Raw genomic sequence first — 22,365 nt, forward strand, 5'->3', positions numbered from 1 at the left:
TCTTTTAACTAAATAAACTGAGTCGTTATTCAGTCAAATTTATCTTAAGCTCAACGTCCGTTGCTATCGGGTTATCAATGTAATTGATCCATAGTTTTGCTCTGCCATTGTATGGCTCGTAGTACTCTCTATAATTAAAGCCTTCGTAGGCAGACGTAGAGAAACTGCTTCCTTCAGATTCAAGCGACTTACCATCCTCTTTTTCAGCAGGAAACAAGTGCTGGCGGCCGTGGTCGTCTTTGACTGGTGCGTTTAAGTATACATTGTTGCCGACAACTTTAATATCCCAGTCAATGAAGTCTGGTTTGTAAAGTACTTCCTTTGTTGTGAAGTCAACTTCGATATAATCTTCGCCTTTTGGAACAGCTTGTATTTCGCCGATGCGGACGATGAGTTCATCCGAATCGTAGAAGTAATTGCTTTGTAAGTATAACGTGTACCGACCTTCGCGGAACGAACCACTACCAACTAAACCGTTGCGAATAAGTTCACGTTTACTACCGTTTTTAAGCTCAAGTGAGATGTCATCGAGAGCGACGATTTGCATCCTATTCGATGGATCTGGCTTTACTTCAATATGAATGCGTAGCGGTGTCCGAATGATTTTATTGATTGATAGACGTTGACCTTGTGCTGTAATACTCGCATTCGGTTCTACTATTTTAGCTTTAGCAATCGGATTTTCAAGTGTGAATGGAATCGAAATCGTTTGTTTGTCACCATCTCGCATTTCAAATTCAACCCGGAAATTAGGGTTTGTCGTATCGAGCGGTTGGTCAAGCGTCATTTCAAGTATATGATTACTGTGTGCAACCGGCTCGTTTAGGCCGTCCAACGTACCGTAAGATAAACTATTTTCAAGCAGTTGATCCCCTTGGTATATATTCACGGAATAGTTATGATGATCTTTTTTTTCTTTCGGATAATCGAAATCATACATGAGCATAACACCGTATTCATCAATGATCGCCCCTTGCACTGTTATTGTAACATCCTTGTCTTGCACAAGAATGCCAAGTTCCTCGTAGTATTCATTGGCTATGGCATCTTTTATCCCCTCATTTTCCTGTACGAGTTCAACAATAACGCTAAGGCCAGGAATTTTAGCGGCATAGTTAGCAATAGTCGGCGAGACCCGGACAGTTAATAAAAAACTTAGAAAGATGATAGCCACTGCAGTGATTGCCTGCCATTGCTTCTTACGGCGGCGTTGTTTTTTTACTTTTGTAAATGCATCATTTCGACCTTGGCGTAGCTTATCTTTTGGAATATCAATCATAACCAATCCTCCTTATGTCCAGCGGCTTTACGCAATTTTTTTAAAATGGCGTGCAACCTTGATTTGACGGTGCCTTCCGGGATATTTTGCAGTTCGGCAATTTCATTGTTTTTCAGCTGTTGAAAATATTTTGCGTAAACGAGCTGTTGTTCTGTGAGGGTAAGTAAGTTAAGAAGACGACTGATATCGGAATAAATCGGTGCTTCGCTAATGCTGGTCTCTTCAATTTCCACGGTTTGGATACGTTTATTCAGCATATCTTTACAGCAGTTGATGAGTACTCGGACGAGCCAAGTACGCGCAAATTCAGGCTGTTTAACAGTATGCATTTTTTTCAGTGCCTTATAAGTCATTTCCTGCATGGCGTCGAGTGCGTCCTGCTCATTTTTTAAGTATGTATAAGCAATTGGATAAAGTACTTCCTCGTCTTTTTCAATCAGTTCGAGGATTGCTAGTTGGTCTCCAGCGGTAGCTTTTTCGAGTAAGTTTTCCAATCTGTGCCACCTCCTTATTTATTAGACTGTAAAAAATTAAATTTCGTTCGAGTCGAATGAAGAATATTTTTGGAAGTTATAATGTGATGGATAGGGTATATTTTATCGTTAACTACTAACAAACACTATTGAAGGTATAGAGGAGATCGATGACAATGGTTTATGCGGATTATGACTATGGAGCGCTATATAAAGACGCAATTCTTTTTCAAGAATGCGCCCGATTGTTGTAAATTTTTATTCCATTAAAGCCCCTTTAATTTTAAGTGCTTTCCTTCTGAAAACACTTCTTTTGCAATTAGTTCGTAGGAGCGGATTCGATCTTCCGGTAAGTATGTGATTGTATTAATCATCATTTCATCTGCTTGGTATTTTGTCTTTAATTCAAATAATTTCTGTTTTACTTCATAAGGATTGCCAATAATCATACTTTGTCTAACTTTATCTAACTTTTCTATTTCTTTTTCAGTCAGCTTATATTGCTCAGCTTCATTTATAGAAGGAATGCCTTGATGACCTTCCCCTTTGTCCATTTGTAGAGACCAGATGAGAAAGCTTGCTGCAACTTCTTCGGCTTTTTCTGCTGTTTCACCACAAATAACATTAACAGTTACGATGACTTGTGGTGTTTGCCCTTCTCTTCTTGGTTTAAAAGTATCAATATATTCCCTAATGATAGCAGCTCCATCATGATCGCTCATAAAATGACCGAAAGTATACGGCAATCCATTTTCCGCTGCTAATAAAGCACTTTTTTTACCCGTGCCAAGTAGCCAAGGTACTGGCGGGTTTTCAGGTATGGGAGACGCGGATAGCTTTGAATATTCGGTATCTGTTGGAAAATCATCATATAAAAAATGGAGTAAGTCTCTCAATAAGGCAGGAAAGTTCCCCACATTTTTGATAAAGTTATCAGACAAAGCAGTCATCGCTTCGGCAGACCCACCTGGCGCTCGTCCGATTCCTAAATCAATACGATTAGGAAATAATGTCGCTAACGTATTAAAGAGTTCAGCAACTTTGTATGGTCGGTAATGAGGCAATAAAACCGCGCCAGATCCTATACGAATTCGATTCGTATTAGCGCCAATGTAGCTTAACATGACTTCAGGTGCAGGACATGCCAGTCCAGATAAATCATGGTGTTCGGCAATCCAGTATCTTGTATATCCTAGTGCCTCCCCAGCCTGTGCTAATTTCATCGACCAGTTTAGTGCATCCTGAGGTGTTTGATTTGAAGAAATAGGGGATTGATCCAATATGCTTAATCTCATTAAATTTCAGTCCTTTTCTTCTACTAAAGTCAATTTATACTGACCTACTTGATTTTCTTCATACAAATTCGTAACAGAAGTGGAGTAGTTATAAATCGTTCCTCTAAACATTAATTCTTTCTCAGGAATCTTAACGTCAAATGTTCCGTTGTAAAGTAAAGTCGCAATGTCATGATATTCTTTACTTGTCACATCAAAAATGACCGAGACTTTATAAAACCCATTTACTTTTTCTTCTTCATAGCTACTCAATTGAATTACTCTGTCATTTAAAATTATTTTACTGACCAAAAAATCACTTCCTTTTAAATCGTTGTTGCATGACTTTTACATTTATTCTTTACAGAAATCTACAAACTTTTTCGCCTGTATTAACGACATACCTGTTTGCTCTCTCACAAACTTCACCGCTTTAACTTCACCGACTGAGTTAATTTTCTCTTTTACTAAGGCAATCAGTTCCTCATGGTAAATTTTAGTATAATCCATTTGTTTCGCCCCCTAATATATTTAAAGTATAACATTCCCAAATCATCGTTTGGCAACACTTCATAGACTAGTAAGTCCATCATCAGAATCACCCACTTTAAAAGGAGTTGAAGGCAAATTGATCATCTATCTTTTCTTTTCCAATCATGTGGGGTTTTCGCCCAATTAATAATTGCTAATGATAAACAGAGAACAATAAGAGCAATTACTGTAAGAGATAAATTTTCCTCCCATTTAATATTACCATTAGCAAAATATTGACCAGCTGTTACAAAAATAAAATAAGTAATAGGGAAAATAAGATAATATAATTGATTTTTTCTCATATGATACCCTTTCTTACTTCATTGAATGTTATTAATAATATGGCCTTTAAATTAATAAAGCACTTTTCTTACTCAAGAAAAGCACACTTTTACAACCTTGTACTCCTTGAATTCTGAATTACTAGAGGAAGATCAGACTAATATTTTTCAATGACTCCACCTAATGATTTAATATTGAAATTTTAAACGTTTATTTAGATTAAGATTTTAATTTTAAATTTTGTAATTCCATATAGTAGCTTAATACTTCTAAGAGAATCTCAAAGTTATAATTTGTTTTTTCATGTATTATAGTTGCCCACTCAGCTACTGTCCTTTGTTTCGCATCTTCTAATAAACCGTTCATTGAAGATGAATAACTTCTGAAGTTATAAAATTCCCAGTGAGTTATTTCATTTTCATACTGTCTACTTTCAAGAAGTGGATAAGGTTTAATCAATCTTTGCGAGAATTCAGCGGCTTCTAATAATTGCATTTCATCAATTGCATTCAAATTAAATACTTGCTTAGAAATTTTTCCATTTGGCCGTTTATATAAAATTTCAATTTCATCATCACCTTGGTGTTGTACTTGAATCTTGGCACCTGGAAAAAATCCTATGCACTCCTCTAAATGAGAGAATGGACTATTTTTGTCTACACAAATAGGCTGAATCCATTGATCCCCTAAGTCACATAAATATTTATACTTTTTTTCGTCTACTGCTATAACAGCTATATGAGCGTCTTCAGTAAATAAATGATGACCGATTGCATACGCTTCAATATTATTTCGTTTAAATTCATCCAAGAGCCAAATTGCTAAATCAAAACAGTTCCCTGTAATCTTATATTGTTTATAATGTTCTTTCATAAGCTCAACTGAGCGTTGATATTTTAATGGGTCTTGTTTTGCATACCAAGCTTTTGTAAGTGTTTCCATGGGAAAGTGCTTAAATTGATTCCAAATCTTTAGTATATTTTCTGAAGCCTGCATTTGAATTTCTCACCTCTTTTTTTAATTTAAATAGTTTACTTATGCTGCAATCGGAATAAAAAAGCTGCAAAAATAGCTATACCAAAAATTGAAATGCAAATATACAATACACTTGATTGTGTCCCTAAAACACTGCTACCTATTTCGTAAACAACTCCGTAAGTTAACATGTAGGAATCCATTGCCTCATTCGCATTTCCAAACACCGTATTCAAAGAATCTTCCATCAATAGCTGACGTAATAATACAGCGACGTGACTGACAGGAAATAAATGAATGACCGTTTGGATTGCTTTCGGCAGTACCCCCATGGGAACATATACTGCGCATAAAAAGCCAATTAGTGTACCAACCAATGAATTTACAGTGGAAAATGCTTTAGCTGATTTCGCCAATAGTACGATCACTAAATTAATCATTGCGCTCAGCAACACACCAAGTATAATCACTCCGAAAAATTGCATCAGCTTCCAAACACTCGGCAATTCTGCACCAAGCGTCAATAAATATACTTCAGATACAATGAATGCAATAGTGGTCATGATAAACCCGATCATGACCGAGCTAATAACATAGCTTAGCTGAATCGAATACCGGGATGCGGAGGTAACAAGAAAATCCGCTGTACGCTTGGATTCCAGATCACTAACGAATATTGCAAATACAGCTAATGTTGATGTCATGGCTGTCATTGTTAAAATACCAGCAATCATCCATTCACTTACAACTAATTCAACTGCCGGTGTCACTTCAATAACCTGACGAATGGCATCGAGTTGCAGCTTCTGCAAAAAGACAATAAATAATCCAATTGAAATCAAGACAGACAGCAGTGAGAAAAAAACGAGCATTCTGTCACGGAAGAAAATTTTATTATTGCGTACAATTAAGCTCGTCATCATATTATTTCTCCTCCCTCGATTCATTCGTTTCGATAAATACTTGGTCGAGCGAACCTTTTATTACTTCAAATGATGCAATATAGGGTTCGAGTTGAGCCAAAATTGGAATCGTGGAAATTGTTGACGACACTTCCACCTTCCACCCATCTTGATGCTTTTCAGGTAGCATAGGCAAAATAGCGGTTACATCTTCAATTGCAATAGAAGGTTTTAAAACAAATTGCAAAAAGTCCTTTGCATAAAGCGCTTTCAATTCATTCGGTGTTCCTTGTGCAATAATTTCACCATTTTTCATAATGACAATATCATCTGCATTTGCTGCCTCTTCCATATAATGTGTTGTCAAAAATATCGTCATGCCTACTTCCTTACGCAATCGGTCAATAGTAGCCCACACAAATTGTCGTGTGAATGGATCGAGTCCCGTCGTGGGCTCATCTAAAAATAACAGCTTGGGCTTATGAATAATTGCCCGCGCAATATCTGCTCTGCGACGCTGTCCACCTGAAAGCGAACCGTATTTTTGATGTTCGATGTCTGCAAGCTGTAAATACTGCTGCACAAAATCATAATTTTCCTGTAACATTGACTTCGGTAAACGATAAAAACGGCCGCGATGCAGAATATTTTCCTTCACCGTCAATTGATGATCTAAAATACTTTCCTGAAATACAATACCAATCGTTCTGCGGATAGCTTCATTGCCTTTCAGATTACCAAGTGTATGTCCATCGATTGAAACCGTTCCGCTCGTTTTCTCTAAAAGCGTACATAACATTTCAATTGTTGTGGATTTACCAGCACCATTACTGCCAAGAAATGCGAATAATGCCCCCTTTTGCACTGAAAAGCTTATCCCTTTTACGGCTTCAACTTCTCCGTACCGCTTTGTTAACTGTTGGACATCAATCAATACTTGCATGTTACTCACCTCGATGTTGAAGTTGACTGTTCATTTTTCGAATTGCACGCTTTTCTTCGGTATAATAATACAGCCAAACGATGAGATAAATAACCGAAGCGCGGGCGTATAATAAAAAGACTGATTTACCATTATCAAGATCAAACCAGCTGCCATAATACCCTATGATAAAGACTGCGGTTACAGTAATAGCATAATGAATTAAAAGTACAACGAACATTGACCAGTCCAATTTATACAGTTGATTTGCTACTGCAATGACAGTTCCTAAAATGACTGCATAGAAAAACTGATTTACAATCGTTTCACTCCCCCAGTAATCATGTGGAGATTTTAATGAAATGAGCATGATGATAAAATAGGATGAACATAAACTTATTGAAATGCTTTGTATTAAATTTTTCACTTGCTATTTCCCCCTAACCCGAATGCCTCTTTTAACGCTTTGAAATAATTGCGGCTTATTGGAATTGTGACTCCATTTTCGAGCGTCAGTTGCGGGTTGCCAAGTACCTTCGACTGGATGGAAGCAATTTTTTTAAAATGAACAAGTGTCGCCTTATTGACACGTAGCAACTGCGATGAAAAACGTTCCTCCAGCTCATAAAGCTTTTGTTTCACTTCCAGTTCCTGCTCATCCGTTTGGATAAATACTTTCCCCTGTTCGCTGTAAATGCTGTACACATCCTGCATTTTGATCAAATGAATATCACCATTGGAATAGCCTGCAATCGTATCATTAGTCGTTGATTGGTTAAGCTTTTTCATCAGCTGCGCCACTTGCTCATTGTATTCCGGTGCATGCACATGAACTTCGACTTCCATAAGCTGATGCTCGATATGTAAATGAATTTTCATAAGGCCCTCCTTCATGGTTTGTAGTATAGCAACTCTTTTGTACGGATTTTATATTTGGCGCTAACACGTATAAAGCTATATGTAAGTTGTAAAATTTAGATTGTATCATGCAATTTTATTATAAGTATTATTTTCCAACTATTGTTAATAAAATTTTAATTTTAAAATAAAGTATTTATAAAAATAAAATAAAAAAGCAACCTCCCGTAGTAATCAGGAGATTGCTTTTATTAGTGTCATATTATGTTGTTCGGGAGCTATTTTCAAGCCCTTACAAGTCGATCGGTTCGCCGCCTGTCACACCGTAAATCTGTCCGGTAATGTAACTTCCTTCATCGGATGCTAGAAGGACATATACTGGGGCAAGCTCTACTGGCTGTCCTGCACGACCAAGTGGTGCATTTTGGCCAAATTCAGGGATTTTGCCATCCGGTTGTCCATTATCCAACTGTAGCGGTGTCCAAATCGGGCCTGGCGCAACCCCGTTCACACGTACCCCTTTAGAAGCAAAGTACGAAGAAAGGTTTACTGTAAAGTTGCTAATCGCACCTTTTGTAGAAGCATAGTCCATTAAAAATGTGGATGGATTGTACGATTGAACCGATGTCGTCGTAATAATCGCACTGCCCGGTTCCAAATGTTCTTCAGCTGCTTTAACGGCTTCAAACATGCTGATAATATTTACTTTGAACGTATCTTCAACTTGTTTGATTGTTAAATCACTTAGTGTTGGCTGTGCAATTTGCTGCCCTGCATTCAGGACGAGTGTGTCCAATCCGCCAAACGCTTCTACTGTTTTTTTCACCATTTCAGTCGCCGCGCCATCTTCACGCAAGTCATATGGCAGCAGCAATGCTTTTGTTCCGGCTTCTTCAATTAATACTTTCACTTCATTTGCATCTTCTTCTTCACCTGGGAAGAACTGAATGGCTACATTTGAGCCTTCGCGGGCATAAGCAATCGCGGCAGCACGGCCAATTCCGGAATCGCCACCGGTAATTAAAGCATTACGTCCTTTCAGACGATTATGCCCTTTATATGATTCTTCTCCACAATCAGGTTTTGGACTCATTTCATTTTGTAGCGCTGGAGTATTCTGTTCTTGATCCGGGAATTTCTCCGTATGAAATTTTTTTCGTGGATCGTTTAGATTTGGGTTTCCCATCAAAAATCATCTCCTATATAGTTAGTACATTATTGCAAGGATAAATCCTGAAAAGTTTATAACTGCTTAACAGATTTTCCTTCACAAAAATTGTTACATTTTTTAAATACCCTGTATGATTTACTTTAAACAGGTACAGATTTTATTCTTCGATTAAATCCATTGTGCTCATTTTTATTGTGTTTCCGGGAAAAATACTTGCGCTGTGCTGATATCCACCAGAGTAGGACCATTCGTATTGAGTGCTTCTTCCATCACGGACTCAAGCTCGGAATCTGAAGCAGGTCGTAATCCTTTCCAACCGCAAGCTTCTGCCAATTTAACAAAATCTGGGTTTGTTAAATCAACTCCTACTTCTTCCTTCTTGGCAACTTTCAGCTTGTCCCTTTCCATTTGCAAACTTTCATTATTTAAGACAACGACCGTAATATCAAGTTCATAACGGGTTGCTGTCAATAGATCTGCAAGCACCATTTGGAGCCCTCCATCCCCTACAATCGCCACTACTTGTTTTTCTGGCTTGATAAGTTTTGCGGCCATCGCTGCCGGAAGACCAAAGCCCATTGTTCGCCAGTAACCGGAAAATAATACAGATTGATCTTTTTGTTTGAAGTTACGATTCGTCCATACTGTATTATCCCCTGTATCCAGTGCGAGAATCGCATCCGGTGCTACTGTTCGGTCAATGGCGCGGATAATTCGGGAAGGATGAACAGGATAACCTTGAGTATTGCCCTCCTCCTCATTTTGCGCTGCCCATTTATCTTTTGCTTGCTGTAAATGTGCTACCCAATCCTCAGAGCGGGTGAATTCTTGCAGGCTCTCCGTTAAAATTGGAATAACTTCCTCTGTTTTACCCATGATTCCTAGTTCTGTCGGAATTTCTTTTACAAACTTATCAAATTGGCGATCGATCTGAATAATTCGTCCATCCGTTGGCACAAACCCTTCCGGCCACCAAGTCGTGCCCGCAAGAAGTACTACATCTGCCTGTTTAAATACATCAGCAGCATAAGGATTCCCGCCTTCGCCAATCCCTTGTAAAACAAGCGGTGAAGATTCATCAAACAATCCTTTTCCGCCTAAACTTGTTAGAATGCCGGCTCCCCACAGATCCGCTAGTTTTTCCAAATCCGCTGAAACAGAAGTGGCACCTAATCCAGCCAGAATCATTGGTCGCTTCGCTGTTCTCATAATGTCTGCTGCGTGTTTCAGACTTTCTTTCGTAAAGCTGGAAGTACCTTCAATTACATCCGGCAAACGACGCGGTTCCCCTTTAGCAGGCATCATTAAAATATCCTTTGGTATGGACACATGGGTTACAACCCTCTGTCCGAGAGATGTTCGCGCTGCTTTTTGCAGAACTTCAATCGTCGCATCTGGGTGTGCCAGATTTGCAGAATATGCAGCAAAAGGCTTCACAAGCTCCTGCTGGTCAATATATTGCGGATATTCCGTGCCGATTTTACTGCTTTCGGCCTGACCAGTAATTGCAAGTACAGGCGCTCTGTCTGCATGCGCATCACCAAGTCCATTTATAAGATTTGCTGCACCTGGTCCCATTGTTGCAGTACATACACCAAGACCACCAGTCAATTTAGCTTCTGCAGACGCCATAAAAGCAGCTGTCGACTCATGTTTGACAGCAATGTATTTAATTTTATCCTGTTTTGCCAGTGCATCGATAAGCCCGAATGTCGCATCACCTACTACTCCATATATCCGTCGTACACCGAACATATACAATTGATCGAGCATTAATTCAGAAACTGTTCGCTCTGTTTTTCCCATGACATATGAACCTCCTTGATAGACCTTGCTAACCTGCCAGTTATAAAGTCTAATTTAAATTTTTTGTTCATATTTTTTACCTTTCCCTAAATCATTCGAGTTAATCTTCCTTTTTTCAAACACAGGTATATCGCATTGGGAAATTTTATTAGATAATATATAATGAATGAACTTATGGAAACATCTTTTCTTCGTGGTTTTTTAGAGGTTGTGCTATATTCAATTTGTCAGGAGTGATTTGATGAAGAAATTTTTAACGATTACTGTAATAATCCTTGTTTTACTCGGAGCAGCCGGATATGCTGTGTGGCATTTTGGGACAAATATCGCTTCCGAAAAAATCGTCGAACAAGTAGAAGCTAATTTAAATGATGAAGATAAAGAAGAAGTGAAATCCTATATTGCAAAAGATCCGAAGCTTCAGGAAATTGTAAACGAAGCGGCAACTACGATTCCCGATTCTCTACCCTTCCAAACGAAGGAAGAAGCAACTCGTCTGTTAATAAAAAAAGTAGGCATTAATCGTTTACTAGCCATCCAGGAACAGGCTCAAAATGGTTCAATCAGTATTGATGAAGTAGTTTCTGAAATGGAAGGTACACTGTCTGAGGATGAAATATCTGCGTTAAAATATGTTTTATATAAGGAATTGTATAACCAGAATTAGTCAACTCGCCGTCAATAGCAACAGCTTCGTATTGGTGAACTCAAAAATAAAACTCGATTTCGAATAAACGGAATCGAGTTCTTTTTATACAATGTATTTTTCTTTGCATATAGCCATAATAAATTATATTTACATTGCATTATCCTAAATTTCTTTAAGTTAGGAGGAACTAATATTAAAAAATGGCCATATATTTTAGGCATTTTTACTTTCGTAGTATTTTGTTTTTTATGGATAACGTTTGAAACAGCCCACATTCAAGCTTTTGACAAGGGCGCTTTTGAATTATTGTACGGTAACAAATTCATTACACTGTTTCATTATTTAGGTGAAACTAAATTTATTTTTACTGTCGCAATAATTCTTTGTCTCATTATTTGGATCTACAAAAAAGACTATAGATTGATTGGTTTTGTTATTTTTTCCGTAGGTGGTGGATACGGATTATATCAACTATTAAAACGAATAATTGAGAGGCCGCGTCCGGATATAGCGGATCAATTTTCTACATTTAGTTTTCCTTCAGGACATGCTGTGCATGGTTTATTGTATTTATTTACGATCGCTTATGTACTAAACCTTCTTTACACTTTAAACAAAGCATCACTGATTGTTTGGATCGCAGCTATTGTCTTAACTTTACTAATTGGAATTTCTCGAATTACAGAGGCACGTCACTTTGCTTCAGATGTGATAGCTGGTTGGTCGCTTGGCTATAGCTGGTTTATGCTTTGCTTATTGTTGTATAAAAGAAGTAATGATTTTAGACGCTCAGAAAATAACCATTCTGATATTTAGATAAGTTTGCGAAAGCAGAATACTGGAAAGCATCCTTCGAATAATTTTAGAAATTTTGGCGAGAATAGTCACAGCACTAGGTTCGAAGGATGTGACACTGTGGACTTTTTTTACGGACAAGAATCTCTAACGGCAATTCAATGGATATTAAGGGCAATTATCGCCTTCTTTTTCTTATTTTTTGTAGTTAAAACAATGGGGTTACGTTCGTTTTCCCAACTACGATTACTTGATTATACAATGGCAATACTCATTGGCAATATCATCGCCCACCCACTATCAGATGAAGGGTTAGGATTGGAAGGATCATTGATTTCCATGTCTGTTTTAGTCGTCCTTTATTTAGGTTGTTTATATGTAATGAGAAAGTTTATCCCGTTCAGAGAATTTGTAGCGCCTCCCCCAATTGCTCTCGTTAAAAATGGGCAAATTAATGTAATAAATTTAAAAAAAGCAAGAATCACAATAGATGATATTTTATCAGAAATGAGAAAACAAAGTATTTCAGATATCAATAAGATTGCTTTAGCTCTATGGGAACCGGATGGGGAGATATCAATTTTTCTTTCTCCAGACCATCAGCCTGTAACAAAGTCAGATCTCAATATTACATCCCAACCTTTTTCCTATCCAATTACGATAATAAAAGAGGGTAAGATTAAATATGAAACGTTACGTAATTCACCCTATACTGAAGAAACCCTTAAAAATACTGTAAAAAAATCTTATAACGTAGAAATTAATGCGATATTGATTGCAACAATTGATCAAAATAATCAACTGCAAATTTTCCTCAAGTAGAACCCAAGTAGAACTATTAAATTGTAAGGTTCTTTTGCATTGTAACAGTTGGAATTTCATCACCATTTTTATTAATGATGATTTCTTCCTTTACGATTTTATATCCTAATTTTGAATAAAGCGAGATATTATTCTTTTCACTTTTCCGAACTTTGCATACTGAAACAAATATATTATTTTGCATAGCGTAGCCTTCTAAATATTTCACCAAATTAGTTGCTACGCCCTTCCCCTGGTGTATAGGTAATACAGACAATCTTGAGAAATACATAAACTCATCTTTTAAAACACATTTTACGAGTGCTATTAATTCATCGTTATCGTATACACCGATTATTTCTGTCCCTTGTTTTACCTCAGTAATAATGGATTCTGTTGTTTCATTTAAAGCACTGGACGGTTGTGGATCTGTTTCGTAACGCTTAAACGCTTGATGGATAACTTTAACCGCTTTTGCTGGTTCTATATTCATTTCAATTTTCAAATTAACACTCCTTCTAATAAATATAAATCTATACTTATAATTATACATATATTACAAATTAAGTAAATTAAAAAAGAACACTTTCCTTATATCAGAAAAATGTTCTTTTTAGTCATATTTATTTAATCTCAAAATCACTTAGCGGTTGAAGCCCTTGTATAGTAATGCTTGGTGAATGACGAGAATTCAATTCTTATAAAGAAATTCAGCGATCGAATAAACTATAGAAATAAAAGGTAGCTCAACAAAAAAGAAAAACCAGAAGAAATCCGCATTATTAATTTTAAGCCTAGGTTTAATTTCTTTTTTTGCTTTTACACCAATCTCCATTACTACACTCCTTTACTACATAATTTTGAAGAAGATTCACTTCTTATTTATCCAAAACTGTAGTAAATCATATACCCTTTCTTTCATGAAAGCAACCTATTTATCAAGATAATTTTAAATGCATTTTTTGGGATTATCTTTCAATATAAATTACATCATTTGTAGGCTCGAGAACCTCTTTATCGCCTAAAGAAAATGTGGTATGTAAACGTTCAATTTCTGCATACTGAACAGCTTTACCCTCATTGACAAAGACCAGTAAGTAAATATCATCTCTTGAACCAATATTGCTTGGGTCGGTGAACTTGACGCCTAATTGTTCTTCTAAATCTGCTTGGGTCGTATAAGGTTCAAATAGAAACGCCTTGTCCCATTCAAATTCGACAAACGTGCTTAAATAAAGATGGCTTTCACTATTATCCGATACCATAATAATGGAAGAATGCAGATTTTTTTCAAGTTCTGTATTCCTTTTAATATTGCTATCACTACATCCGGCTATCAATAGCAAGGACAACAAAATAACCGCAATTTGTTTTATCAATTGATTGATCCCCTTTTATAAAAATAGACGCGAATTCTTGTTCAAGAACCGCGCCTTTCATTAAGTTATGGAGCAAAATCCATTAGACCTGTAAACAATAAAAATAGCGCTAATACCCAAAAAATAAAGAGCGATGAGGAAAGAATTAAAGAGAGAACGGGAATTAACTTTTTCTCCTTTTCTTTCGATAGCGCCACAAGTGATAATAAGATCCCTATAAATGTCATGACATAGGTGATATAATCTCCTGTCATATTTCCAGTGTGGGCTAACCTTGTCGGTGTTACAAAGACGATAAAGAAACAAATAATACCAATTAGAAGTGAACTATAGCTGATTAAACTATGCTTCCTATTTGGCGCTTTTTGTTCAATATTTTGCAATTAAACAACCTCCAAAATTTGTAATTAGCTTCATTCTACTTTCTTATACAACGTTAAGCAAATATCGGTCTTTCATTAAATCTTAACTATTCTATACTATGCCCATTTAATGAAATTGAACGGGACTATTTCAGGACCACAACGGTTTACTGATTCAAGTCTGTCACCTGTAATTTACGATGAGATTAGTTCCCCTCATAATGATAAATGATTTGTACAACCCCTGAAGAGAATGTTCTTGTATTCAAGACTTTTAAATTTAACCTCTCTTTTATATCGATAAATAACGGTTTGCCTTCTCCCAATACGACTGGATGAATGGATAATCTAAATTCGTCAACAAGCTGTAAATTGATAAAAGTAGTAATGAGGCTTGCTCCGCCATATAGCCAAATATCCTTACCAGGTTTGTTCTTTAATCTAATCACTTCTTCACGGATGTTATCATTTATAAATATTGCCTCTTGACCGGTCACGTTTTGAGTTCTGGAGAAAACATATTTCTCTTTACTATGAACCAAATCCCACATTTCTTTTTCGGTTTCGGAGCCCCCTTCTTCAGGAATATATTGTCCCCATAAGTCGTAGCTTTTTCTACCGTAAAAAATCGTATCTACTTGATTCAAAAAATCGTTAAAGTTCATTTCCGGGTCCATAATACACCAATCTATTTCACCGTTTTTCCCTTCAATCAATCCGTCCAAAGTAATTGCCAAATCTAAAATTACTCTTCTCTTAGTTGTATGATCTGCCATAATTTTTTCTCCCTCTTTGATGCCGCTTACTTCCACTCTTCACCCAAAATCGCGTAATAGTATTCATCCCACCACTCATCACCGTTTGGAATACATTTCTTGAAATATCCTTCCCTTCTCATGCCAATTTTCTCCATTACACGATATGAAGGCGGATTTTGTGGCTGACAAGTTGCGATCACTCTATGTAGCTTCTTTTCTTCAAAGGCATATTGTAACATTGCTTTAGCCGCTTCAGTAGCATATCCTTTATTATAAAATTTCGGATTGAATACCCAGCCTATCTCATAAGTATGATCTCCAAAATATTTACCGAAAAATATATGTCCAATCAAAGTATTTTCACCTTTCAATATGACCGCGAACTTCTCCGCTTCCTCCCCCAAGTTTTGTTCGATAAAATCTTTTGCCATTTCTTCTGTAAAAACCCCTTCAGGTATATATTTCATGACATTGGCATCGGATGTATATTCATATACCGCTTGTAAATCTTCCATATTAAATTTTCGTATTAATAATCTTTTGGTTTCAGTGTGCATCCCCTTACCCCCATTTATAACTACTATTTTCTAGTTTCGACATTACTTGATTGTTTACCTTTTTAATAAAACGTTCTGATTACTTCAAACAGAAAATCCTCACCACACGAGTTGGCAAGGATTTCACTTAGCATTTACTTAAGCTTGTTGATTGTTTCTTTTGAAATATAGAAACCACTTTCATTGTATACGCTGATTGTATTTGTCTGAATTTCATTTGTAGTCTCTTTGCCTGATTTATCCGTTGTTTTTTTAATGATAACATTCTTATTTTCAGGGATTTCAAAAGTAGTCGTGCCTTTCTTCACTACAAGTACCGCATTTTCCTTATCCGAAAGGTCGATTGTAGTCGTCATTCCTTTGCCATTCAGTGCTGCTTCTGCGTTAGCGTAAAGATCTTTTGTTAATTTATCTAACTTAATGCCCATGAAGTTGGCCATTTCTTTTGCTAAATCAGTATTATCTACTAGTCCGGAAATGCGTTTTGGTCCATATGAGTACAGGAATACGTCATCGCCTGTATGTCCTCCAGTAGTGTATCCTAAATCCGCACGTTTTGATAAAAGATTGACGAATGTACCGGCAAGCTTCTTCGTTTCTGTTGCATTCAGGGCAGCCGTTTCCTCTGCAGTTAAATTATCCAGTCCATATAATTTAGCTACTTCCACTAAATTCGAACGGTCCGGCTTTAATTGACTTAGTGCACCTTCCACTGTCATCGTTGCCTTCTTCAATGGATTTATATAATTGGATATATTAATTTTGTCATATGTAGAGCTCGTGTTTTCATTACCAATCGTAATCCCGCTGTTGCCGTGATCTGTTACTGCTATAACCATCGTATTCTTGTCTTTTTTCGCAAATTTCAGCGCTTCATTTACCGCATCATCGAATGACAAAATATCCGTAACCATTCCGATTGGATCATTCGCATGAGCTGCCCAGTCGATTTTACTCCCTTCAATCATAAGGAAGAACCCATCTTTATCTTTGTTCAGCGTATCGATTGCTTTTGATGTCATTTCTGCCAGTGAAGGTTCATTTGAGTTTGTTTTCGTACGATCTAGATCATACGCTAAAGAACTGCCGGCAAAACTACCGTAAATTTTATTGGAATTGGACGTTAGTAACTCATCACGCGTTGTAATTAGGTCATATCCATTATCTTCAATTACGCTAACTAGATTTTCGCCATCTTTCCGGTTTTCTGATTTTAAGTAATCATATCCGCCGCCAAGAATCACATCCATATTTTGATACACTTGTTGTTCTCCGATATCGTCATAATTACTGCGAGACGTTACGTGTGAAGAGAAACTGGCAGGTGTCGCATGCTGAATTTCAGAAGTTGACACGATTCCTGTAGCCTTGCCTAGTTGTTTTGCTCCTTCTAACACATTTGCAACTGGTGTAAATGCATTGTCCGGGTTTCCTTCTACACCCGGCATATCAATTACGGATGGCAGTACCCCTACATACCCGCTGTTTGATTTATGGCCGGTAGCAAGTGCCGTTCCAGCTGGTGCCGAATCTGTAATAGCCGATTCTGCTGAATACGTTGTCACACCACCTGTTAAAATTTCATCCATTGCGAGAATTTCACCTTTGTACCAGCGAGCTAACGATACAGCGTTATTGCTGGAACCGTCCATCACGAGCATGATGACATTTGTCGGCTCCTTTTTTGCTTGTTTCGCTTCAGCTTCAGTATTGAACTGCATGACAGAAAGAGATGATACTGCCACTGTCCCCGCAAGTGCATAAGTAAACCATTTTTTCTTGTTCTTCATCAATGAAATTTCCTCCTAAGCAACCGCTAATTTGTAATTCGATTTCATTGTAAAGTTCTATTGTAAAACTAGAATGTTAGAATTGTTAAGAAATATTGAGTCATTGTGAAGGTCAAAAAAAAGAGTGAAGCTCATCATGCCGCTTCACCACTTTTAAAATTGATTATAGTAAAATATCTATCCATATTTTAATGGCCGTGGCACCAATCATAATTGCAAGCAGCCATTGCAGCATTTTTACATTCATTTTCTGACCGACTTTTGCACCAAGTGGCGCAGCGATGATACTAGCGATAATCATAATAAATGCCGGCCAATAGTCTACCTGGCCTGTCATCACTTTGCCGACACTACCACCGATCGAGGAGATGAACGTAATTGCCAAGCTTGTCGCGATCGTGATTCGAGTTGGAATTTTTAACACCGTCAGCATAATCGGTACGAGTAAAAATCCGCCGGCTGCCCCGACAATTCCTGACCCGATGCCGACAATCAGTGCAAGTGAGCTTGCCAATACTTTATTGAAGGTAATTTCTGTTGTATTTTCAACCGTTTTCTTTGGTATAAACATCATGACAGCTGCAATGGCGGCTAATAGACCATATACAATATTAACGGCATCTTCAGACAAAAATCCTGAACCGTAACTGCCGATGAAGCTACCGATTAAAATCGCCACACCCATATAGATAATGAGTTCTCTGTTTAACAACCCGCTTTTACGGTAAGCCCAAACCCCTGCAAGCGATGCAAATAGCACTTGTACAGCACTAATTCCGGAAACTTCATGTGCGGTAAATGCCACCAAACCGAACATTGGCGGAATATAGAGCAGCAACGGGTATTTAATGATTGAACCGCCGACCCCTAGCATTCCGGATAGAAACGAGCCGATAAATCCAAGCCCGAATATGACAGCTATATACATAAATGATAAATCGATTTCCATATGTTTTCCTTCTTTCAAAAATTCAATTTATACCACAGCTAAATAATTGTGACTTCGGCCGGGGTTTATCTTTATTCAACGGGCGTTTATATACACCCGCTGAATAAAGATATAGCGAGTAGAGCTTCATCTACCCGCTATTATTTTTTTATGCTTTTTGAATGTAGAAGTACAGGACGCCTGCTTCTTCTTTTTGTTCTACGATAGTGTGGCCGCCTGCACCTGCCCATGCTTTGAAGTCGTTTAATGCGCCTTTATCTGTTACTAAAACTTCTAGTACTTCACCAGAGTTTATTTTATCAATTGCCTTTTTCGTTTTTACGATTGGCATTGGACATGCTAAGCCTTTTGCATCTAATGTTTGTGTAATATTCATTTGAAATTCCTCTATTCTTAAATTTGTTTGTTGTAAGCAATCTATAAGTTTACCGTGTAACACGGTTGCGTGCTTCTTGAGCGTGAGGCATGCATTGGTGTAACATCTATTGCTAAACTAAATTAGCGTACTGCGCAACGGTTTGGACCGATTTCCATTTCTGTTTGTTCGTCGTTATCAGGTGTAATTTTACCCATGTTAACGTGGCGAATTTCTTGGTATGCATTCGGTTGTGGTGGTAAGTTATCTGTTACCATTGAGCGGAATACGTCTTCTTCTTCCACATTTAAACCGTGGTTTTCAGCGAATAAATCACCAAGGCGTTTTGCTACTGTTCCGTCTTCGTTTAGCTCGTCAATGATCATAAAGTGAGCTGGTAACACGATTAAATCTTCTGCTAATGTGCGGTAGCGAAAGTATAATGTTTCGCGTAAGTCACCAACCCAGTCTTCAGCAAGTCCTGCTAAGTCTGGACGACCGATTGAATCGATGAATAAGATGTCACCTGTTAATAAGAATTTACCGTCAATGACAAATGATGTTGAACCAATTGTGTGACCTGGTGAATAAAGTGCGCCTACTTCGATTTCAGAAGCACCTAATTGTACTTTTAAACCGTCTTCAAGTGGTTCGTAGTCAAATACCACTTCTTCTGCATCTTTCGGTGGTAAGTAGTATGTTGCACCTGTAGCTGCAGCGATGTGACGACCACCAGAAATGTGGTCAGCGTGCAAGTGTGTATCGAAAACGTGTTTAATCTCAACACCTTTTTCTTCAGCGAACTTTGTGAATACATCTGTGAAGCGTACTGCGTCGATGATCGCTGCTTCGCCTTCAGAAATGGCCATGTAAGAAAGACAGCCCTTACCTAAACGTACGAATTGGTATAACTCTCCGCCGTTTGTAAGATCGCCGACTTTAATTGGCTCAAGATACATTGACCAAGACTTCATACCGCCTTCTAAATAGCCAACTTCACGACCAGCATCAGCTAACATTTCTGCTACCATGATAGAAGAACCTTCTTTTGCACACACAACTAGTACCTCTTTGTCTGTTGGAATTTGCGGTAAAATTTCATCTACGCCATCCAACAGATCAAAATAAGGAATATTTAAATAATCAAATTTGTGACCTTCGATTTTCCAGTCTTTAAATGCATCTTCATTACGAACATCTAAAATAAACAACTCTTTGTTTTCAATTACTTTGCGCGCAACTTGTGCGGCTGTCCATGCTGTTACTGTCATTTAAATTACCCCCACCGGTATATTTTGGTTTAAAATTTTTTCTTGTTAAAACGTTAATGTTGGTGCAGCATCCTTCGCAAAATCCAGGAATGTAACGGCGCCGCCTACTTCAATACCATCAACGAAATCTGTTTTTGTCAAACCCATCACGTCCATCGTCATTTGGCAGGCGATGAATTTCACTCCTAAATCCTGTGCCATTTCCACTAATTGCGGGATTGCCGGTACATTTGCGTTAGCAAAGCCTTCCGCAAAGTGTTCTTTGCCAGCAGGCATTTCAAGTGCATTCATCCCTTGTTTATGAATTAAATTTAGACCTTCAAATGTGAAAAAGATGGCTACTTCTTTTTCAGAAGCTGCTGCTGCCGTTGCGATATTAAATACTTTATAAGCATCGAAAAGCCCACCGTTTGCTGCAATAATTGCTACTTTGTTTGTCATATTACTCTACCTCTTTCTTCAATTCGCCTTCATAACCTGTCATACCAGGCAAGACGTTGTATACTTTTGTAAATCCTGCTTCAGCCAGTTGTTTGGCTGCCAAATCCGAGCGTGTTCCTGTACGGCAAATAACATAAATTGTTTCTTCTTTATCAAGTTCACTCATTCGTGTTGCTAATTCGCCCATAGGAATTGATTTTGCTCCCGTGATATGGCCAAAAGCGTATTCCGCTGCTTCACGTACGTCCAAAATCATTCCTTCTTGTTTCACGGCATCTTCATTCGAAATCGTTTGTTCAAATGATTTTTCCGCTGCATCACTGATTTCCGGATTGCACTTTCGGATATAGTGATAAAACACACCATTTACTTCATTTGAGCCGATATATTGATGACCGACCGTTTTCGACCATGCAGCTAAATCCGCCACCGAGCCTTTGTCTGTCGCCTGAATTTCAAGCACTTGTCCTTCTGCCACATCATTCATCGCTTTTTTTGTTCTGACAATTGGCATTGGACAAGCTAAACCTTTTGCATCAAGTTGTACGTCTGATTTAATCATCGTTATCCTCCTAGGGGTATTATCCTATTTAAATTTTTTACTTACTTAACTTCGCCATTCCATTCAAGCATACCGCCTGTCATATTCGTCACGTCAAACCCTTGTGATTCCAAAAAGGCTGTTGCCTGACCGCTGCGGCCGCCTGAACGGCAAACCATAATGTATGGTGTTTTCTTATCCAATTCGTGCATCCGGAATTCCAGTAATCCTAATGGAATATGGGTAATCCCGGGAATATGACCTGCTTCTACTTCCGCTACTTCACGAACATCGATTAAATGAACCGCTTCACCTGCTTCTAATTTTGCTTGTACTTGTTCTGGTAAAATTGTTTTCATTCTTTCTTCCTCCTTAATAGGCACTCATGCCGCCACGTATATTCGTGACACGGCTATAGCCTAATTTTTTCAGTTGATTACATGCTTGTTTGGAACGCATGCCGCTTTGGCAAATGACCACAATTTCCTTATCCTTTGGCAGTTTTGAAAAATCAGAACCAAGTGGGATATTTTTAAATTGTTTCACATTGCGCTCTTTATACTCAGCAGGTGTGCGTACATCAATAAACAATTTGTCTTTGTCATTGATCATTCTTTTGAGTTCTGTCGTCGAAATCGTATTGACGCCTTTTGCCGGCTTCATGCGCCAGGCTAAAAATGCCACGATCACGGCGATTAATAGTATTGTTTCCATATGTCACCTCTTATATGAATAAGTTGACGTTTCCGTCTTCAGCATCCGCTAAATAGGCCGCTACTCCGGCGTATTCGATGCCATCAAGCAATTCTTCTTTTTGAAGTCCCAATAAATCCATCGTCATCGTACATGTCACAAGTTTTATGTCTTGTTCCTGTGCCATTTCAACGAGTTGTGTTAACGTTAATGCGTTATGCTTATTCATTACATGCTTGATCATTTTTGGTCCCATGCCAAGCATTTGCATTTTTGATAAGCCAAGTTTTTCTGCTCCGCGCGGCATCATTTTGGCGAACATTTTTTCCAGGAACCCTTTCTTAACAGTTACCGGTTCTTGTTTTCGTAATGCATTGATACCCCAAAAGGTATGAAAAATTGTTACCTCATGATCATATGCAGCCGCACCGTTTGCAATAATGTAAGCAGCCATTGCCTTGTCGTAATCACCGCTGAATAATACGATTGTTGTTCTTTTCTTTTCCAACGAAAGTCCCCCTACCCCTATAGGTATAATGTATTTCAAA

31 protein-coding genes are annotated in these 22,365 nt (G+C 37.9%); 3 read left to right on the forward strand and 28 right to left on the reverse strand.

Annotated features, from left to right (window positions below):
* Positions 1-25: 25 nt before the first annotated feature.
* From MHH37_RS12025 to MHH37_RS12085, 13 genes are all read right to left on the reverse strand, one after another.
* The gene (locus MHH37_RS12025; RefSeq protein WP_342573240.1) at positions 26-1,279 is read right to left on the reverse strand and encodes a DUF4179 domain-containing protein; all 1,254 of its coding nucleotides are present in this window, start codon (positions 1,277-1,279) and stop codon (positions 26-28) included.
* Positions 1,276-1,773 (reverse strand): sigma-70 family RNA polymerase sigma factor, encoded by a 498-nt coding sequence (locus MHH37_RS12030; RefSeq protein ID WP_008404089.1) that lies wholly within the window; start codon positions 1,771-1,773, stop codon positions 1,276-1,278. The genes MHH37_RS12025 and MHH37_RS12030 overlap by 4 nt, the downstream gene beginning before the upstream one ends.
* A 245-nt stretch (positions 1,774-2,018) precedes the next feature.
* Positions 2,019-3,047, reverse strand: coding sequence for an LLM class flavin-dependent oxidoreductase (locus MHH37_RS12035; protein ID WP_342573241.1), 1,029 nt, complete (start codon positions 3,045-3,047; stop codon positions 2,019-2,021).
* 6 nt (positions 3,048-3,053) lie between these two features.
* Entirely contained in the window at positions 3,054-3,338 is a 285-nt protein-coding gene (locus tag MHH37_RS12040) for a DUF3219 family protein (protein WP_342573243.1), read from the reverse strand.
* A gap of 42 nt (positions 3,339-3,380) precedes the next feature.
* Positions 3,381-3,536 carry a hypothetical protein gene (locus MHH37_RS12045; protein ID WP_008404095.1) on the reverse strand — a complete coding sequence of 52 codons (156 nt, stop codon included), beginning with the start codon at positions 3,534-3,536 and terminating at the stop codon, positions 3,381-3,383.
* Positions 3,537-3,658: 122 nt separating this feature from the next.
* The gene (locus MHH37_RS12050) at positions 3,659-3,862 is read right to left on the reverse strand and encodes a hypothetical protein (protein ID WP_342573245.1); all 204 of its coding nucleotides are present in this window, start codon (positions 3,860-3,862) and stop codon (positions 3,659-3,661) included.
* Positions 3,863-4,061: 199 nt separating this feature from the next.
* Positions 4,062-4,838 (reverse strand): hypothetical protein, encoded by a 777-nt coding sequence (locus MHH37_RS12055; protein WP_342573246.1) that lies wholly within the window; start codon positions 4,836-4,838, stop codon positions 4,062-4,064.
* Between the two features lie 35 nt (positions 4,839-4,873).
* A complete protein-coding gene (locus MHH37_RS12060; RefSeq protein WP_342573248.1) occupies positions 4,874-5,740 on the reverse strand; it encodes an ABC transporter permease in 867 nt (288 codons plus the stop codon).
* Between the two features lies 1 nt (position 5,741).
* The gene (locus MHH37_RS12065) at positions 5,742-6,662 is read right to left on the reverse strand and encodes an ATP-binding cassette domain-containing protein (protein ID WP_342573249.1); all 921 of its coding nucleotides are present in this window, start codon (positions 6,660-6,662) and stop codon (positions 5,742-5,744) included.
* A 1-nt stretch (position 6,663) separates the two neighbouring features.
* The gene (locus MHH37_RS12070; RefSeq protein ID WP_342573251.1) at positions 6,664-7,068 is read right to left on the reverse strand and encodes a DUF3021 domain-containing protein; all 405 of its coding nucleotides are present in this window, start codon (positions 7,066-7,068) and stop codon (positions 6,664-6,666) included.
* The gene (locus MHH37_RS12075; protein WP_342573252.1) at positions 7,065-7,520 is read right to left on the reverse strand and encodes a LytTR family DNA-binding domain-containing protein; all 456 of its coding nucleotides are present in this window, start codon (positions 7,518-7,520) and stop codon (positions 7,065-7,067) included. Before MHH37_RS12075 ends, MHH37_RS12070 begins: the two co-directional genes overlap by 4 nt.
* 271 nt (positions 7,521-7,791) lie before the next feature.
* Positions 7,792-8,685 (reverse strand): SDR family oxidoreductase, encoded by an 894-nt coding sequence (locus tag MHH37_RS12080; RefSeq protein ID WP_342573254.1) that lies wholly within the window; start codon positions 8,683-8,685, stop codon positions 7,792-7,794.
* A 174-nt stretch (positions 8,686-8,859) separates the two neighbouring features.
* The gene (locus MHH37_RS12085) at positions 8,860-10,476 is read right to left on the reverse strand and encodes a thiamine pyrophosphate-binding protein (protein ID WP_342573256.1); all 1,617 of its coding nucleotides are present in this window, start codon (positions 10,474-10,476) and stop codon (positions 8,860-8,862) included.
* Between the two features lie 241 nt (positions 10,477-10,717).
* Here MHH37_RS12085 and MHH37_RS12090 point away from each other — a divergent pair, with 241 nt between their 5' ends.
* The 3 genes from MHH37_RS12090 to MHH37_RS12100 all read left to right on the forward strand — a co-directional run bounded on the left by MHH37_RS12090 (position 10,718) and on the right by MHH37_RS12100 (position 12,742).
* On the forward strand, positions 10,718-11,143 hold the full coding sequence (locus tag MHH37_RS12090; RefSeq protein WP_342573258.1) for a hypothetical protein: 426 nt from the start codon (positions 10,718-10,720) through the stop codon (positions 11,141-11,143).
* A 288-nt stretch (positions 11,144-11,431) separates the two neighbouring features.
* Positions 11,432-11,941 carry a phosphatase PAP2 family protein gene (locus MHH37_RS12095; protein WP_342573260.1) on the forward strand — a complete coding sequence of 170 codons (510 nt, stop codon included), beginning with the start codon at positions 11,432-11,434 and terminating at the stop codon, positions 11,939-11,941.
* Positions 11,942-12,040: 99 nt separating this feature from the next.
* Positions 12,041-12,742 carry a YetF domain-containing protein gene (locus MHH37_RS12100; protein ID WP_087616313.1) on the forward strand — a complete coding sequence of 234 codons (702 nt, stop codon included), beginning with the start codon at positions 12,041-12,043 and terminating at the stop codon, positions 12,740-12,742.
* Positions 12,743-12,758: 16 nt separating this feature from the next.
* Here the strand turns inward: MHH37_RS12100 and MHH37_RS12105 are convergent, their stop codons facing one another.
* The 15 genes from MHH37_RS12105 to MHH37_RS12175 form a co-directional block, all read right to left on the reverse strand.
* Complete coding sequence (locus MHH37_RS12105) at positions 12,759-13,226, reverse strand: GNAT family N-acetyltransferase (RefSeq protein ID WP_342573264.1); 468 nt, start codon at positions 13,224-13,226, stop codon at positions 12,759-12,761.
* 186 nt (positions 13,227-13,412) lie between these two features.
* A complete protein-coding gene (locus MHH37_RS12110; RefSeq protein WP_342573266.1) occupies positions 13,413-13,556 on the reverse strand; it encodes a hypothetical protein in 144 nt (47 codons plus the stop codon).
* A gap of 133 nt (positions 13,557-13,689) precedes the next feature.
* Positions 13,690-14,100 carry a hypothetical protein gene (locus MHH37_RS12115; RefSeq protein WP_342573267.1) on the reverse strand — a complete coding sequence of 137 codons (411 nt, stop codon included), beginning with the start codon at positions 14,098-14,100 and terminating at the stop codon, positions 13,690-13,692.
* A 65-nt stretch (positions 14,101-14,165) separates the two neighbouring features.
* Positions 14,166-14,483, reverse strand: coding sequence for a hypothetical protein (locus MHH37_RS12120; RefSeq protein ID WP_342573268.1), 318 nt, complete (start codon positions 14,481-14,483; stop codon positions 14,166-14,168).
* A gap of 185 nt (positions 14,484-14,668) precedes the next feature.
* Positions 14,669-15,238, reverse strand: coding sequence for a dihydrofolate reductase family protein (locus tag MHH37_RS12125; protein WP_342573269.1), 570 nt, complete (start codon positions 15,236-15,238; stop codon positions 14,669-14,671).
* A gap of 26 nt (positions 15,239-15,264) precedes the next feature.
* Positions 15,265-15,777 (reverse strand): GNAT family protein, encoded by a 513-nt coding sequence (locus MHH37_RS12130; RefSeq protein WP_014823539.1) that lies wholly within the window; start codon positions 15,775-15,777, stop codon positions 15,265-15,267.
* Between the two features lie 134 nt (positions 15,778-15,911).
* Positions 15,912-17,567 carry an alkaline phosphatase gene (locus MHH37_RS12135; RefSeq protein WP_342573270.1) on the reverse strand — a complete coding sequence of 552 codons (1,656 nt, stop codon included), beginning with the start codon at positions 17,565-17,567 and terminating at the stop codon, positions 15,912-15,914.
* Between the two features lie 163 nt (positions 17,568-17,730).
* Positions 17,731-18,510 carry a sulfite exporter TauE/SafE family protein gene (locus MHH37_RS12140; protein ID WP_173364549.1) on the reverse strand — a complete coding sequence of 260 codons (780 nt, stop codon included), beginning with the start codon at positions 18,508-18,510 and terminating at the stop codon, positions 17,731-17,733.
* Positions 18,511-18,664: 154 nt separating this feature from the next.
* Positions 18,665-18,892 (reverse strand): sulfurtransferase TusA family protein, encoded by a 228-nt coding sequence (locus tag MHH37_RS12145; RefSeq protein ID WP_008404128.1) that lies wholly within the window; start codon positions 18,890-18,892, stop codon positions 18,665-18,667.
* 122 nt (positions 18,893-19,014) lie between these two features.
* Positions 19,015-20,142 carry an MBL fold metallo-hydrolase gene (locus tag MHH37_RS12150; protein ID WP_342573272.1) on the reverse strand — a complete coding sequence of 376 codons (1,128 nt, stop codon included), beginning with the start codon at positions 20,140-20,142 and terminating at the stop codon, positions 19,015-19,017.
* A gap of 45 nt (positions 20,143-20,187) precedes the next feature.
* Positions 20,188-20,583, reverse strand: a complete 396-nt coding sequence (locus MHH37_RS12155) for a DsrE/DsrF/DrsH-like family protein (protein ID WP_008404130.1) — start codon at positions 20,581-20,583, stop codon at positions 20,188-20,190.
* A gap of 1 nt (position 20,584) precedes the next feature.
* Positions 20,585-21,145 (reverse strand): sulfurtransferase TusA family protein, encoded by a 561-nt coding sequence (locus tag MHH37_RS12160; RefSeq protein ID WP_342573275.1) that lies wholly within the window; start codon positions 21,143-21,145, stop codon positions 20,585-20,587.
* 41 nt (positions 21,146-21,186) lie between these two features.
* Positions 21,187-21,483 carry a rhodanese-like domain-containing protein gene (locus MHH37_RS12165; RefSeq protein ID WP_065215751.1) on the reverse strand — a complete coding sequence of 99 codons (297 nt, stop codon included), beginning with the start codon at positions 21,481-21,483 and terminating at the stop codon, positions 21,187-21,189.
* Positions 21,484-21,496: 13 nt separating this feature from the next.
* Positions 21,497-21,838 (reverse strand): rhodanese-like domain-containing protein, encoded by a 342-nt coding sequence (locus MHH37_RS12170; RefSeq protein ID WP_342573278.1) that lies wholly within the window; start codon positions 21,836-21,838, stop codon positions 21,497-21,499.
* A 10-nt stretch (positions 21,839-21,848) separates the two neighbouring features.
* On the reverse strand, positions 21,849-22,346 hold the full coding sequence (locus MHH37_RS12175) for a DsrE/DsrF/DrsH-like family protein (RefSeq protein WP_173364548.1): 498 nt from the start codon (positions 22,344-22,346) through the stop codon (positions 21,849-21,851).
* Positions 22,347-22,365: the final 19 nt, after the last annotated feature.

Source organism: Solibacillus sp. FSL K6-1781 (assembly GCF_038630735.1).
Classification (GTDB): Bacteria; Bacillota; Bacilli; order Bacillales_A; family Planococcaceae; genus Solibacillus; species Solibacillus silvestris.

Bases quoted from the DNA above. Each gene is read 5' to 3' on its own strand.
- MHH37_RS12025 (WP_342573240.1), bottom strand. From the start codon at position 1,279: ATGATTGATATTCCAAAAGATAAGCTACGCCAAGGTCGAAATGATGCA.
- MHH37_RS12035 (WP_342573241.1), bottom strand. From the start codon at position 3,047: ATGAGATTAAGCATATTGGATCAATCCCCTATTTCTTCAAATCAAACA.
- MHH37_RS12045 (WP_008404095.1), bottom strand. From the start codon at position 3,536: ATGGATTATACTAAAATTTACCATGAGGAACTGATTGCCTTAGTAAAA.
- MHH37_RS12050 (WP_342573245.1), bottom strand. From the start codon at position 3,862: ATGAGAAAAAATCAATTATATTATCTTATTTTCCCTATTACTTATTTT.
- MHH37_RS12055 (WP_342573246.1), bottom strand. From the start codon at position 4,838: ATGCAGGCTTCAGAAAATATACTAAAGATTTGGAATCAATTTAAGCAC.
- MHH37_RS12060 (WP_342573248.1), bottom strand. From the start codon at position 5,740: ATGATGACGAGCTTAATTGTACGCAATAATAAAATTTTCTTCCGTGAC.
- MHH37_RS12065 (WP_342573249.1), bottom strand. From the start codon at position 6,662: ATGCAAGTATTGATTGATGTCCAACAGTTAACAAAGCGGTACGGAGAA.
- MHH37_RS12075 (WP_342573252.1), bottom strand. From the start codon at position 7,520: ATGAAAATTCATTTACATATCGAGCATCAGCTTATGGAAGTCGAAGTT.
- MHH37_RS12080 (WP_342573254.1), bottom strand. From the start codon at position 8,685: ATGGGAAACCCAAATCTAAACGATCCACGAAAAAAATTTCATACGGAG.
- MHH37_RS12085 (WP_342573256.1), bottom strand. From the start codon at position 10,476: ATGGGAAAAACAGAGCGAACAGTTTCTGAATTAATGCTCGATCAATTG.
- MHH37_RS12090 (WP_342573258.1), top strand. From the start codon at position 10,718: ATGAAGAAATTTTTAACGATTACTGTAATAATCCTTGTTTTACTCGGA.
- MHH37_RS12110 (WP_342573266.1), bottom strand. From the start codon at position 13,556: ATGGAGATTGGTGTAAAAGCAAAAAAAGAAATTAAACCTAGGCTTAAA.
- MHH37_RS12125 (WP_342573269.1), bottom strand. From the start codon at position 15,238: ATGGCAGATCATACAACTAAGAGAAGAGTAATTTTAGATTTGGCAATT.
- MHH37_RS12130 (WP_014823539.1), bottom strand. From the start codon at position 15,777: ATGCACACTGAAACCAAAAGATTATTAATACGAAAATTTAATATGGAA.
- MHH37_RS12135 (WP_342573270.1), bottom strand. From the start codon at position 17,567: ATGAAGAACAAGAAAAAATGGTTTACTTATGCACTTGCGGGGACAGTG.
- MHH37_RS12145 (WP_008404128.1), bottom strand. From the start codon at position 18,892: ATGAATATTACACAAACATTAGATGCAAAAGGCTTAGCATGTCCAATG.
- MHH37_RS12150 (WP_342573272.1), bottom strand. From the start codon at position 20,142: ATGACAGTAACAGCATGGACAGCCGCACAAGTTGCGCGCAAAGTAATT.
- MHH37_RS12155 (WP_008404130.1), bottom strand. From the start codon at position 20,583: ATGACAAACAAAGTAGCAATTATTGCAGCAAACGGTGGGCTTTTCGAT.
- MHH37_RS12160 (WP_342573275.1), bottom strand. From the start codon at position 21,145: ATGATTAAATCAGACGTACAACTTGATGCAAAAGGTTTAGCTTGTCCA.
- MHH37_RS12165 (WP_065215751.1), bottom strand. From the start codon at position 21,483: ATGAAAACAATTTTACCAGAACAAGTACAAGCAAAATTAGAAGCAGGT.
- MHH37_RS12170 (WP_342573278.1), bottom strand. From the start codon at position 21,838: ATGGAAACAATACTATTAATCGCCGTGATCGTGGCATTTTTAGCCTGG.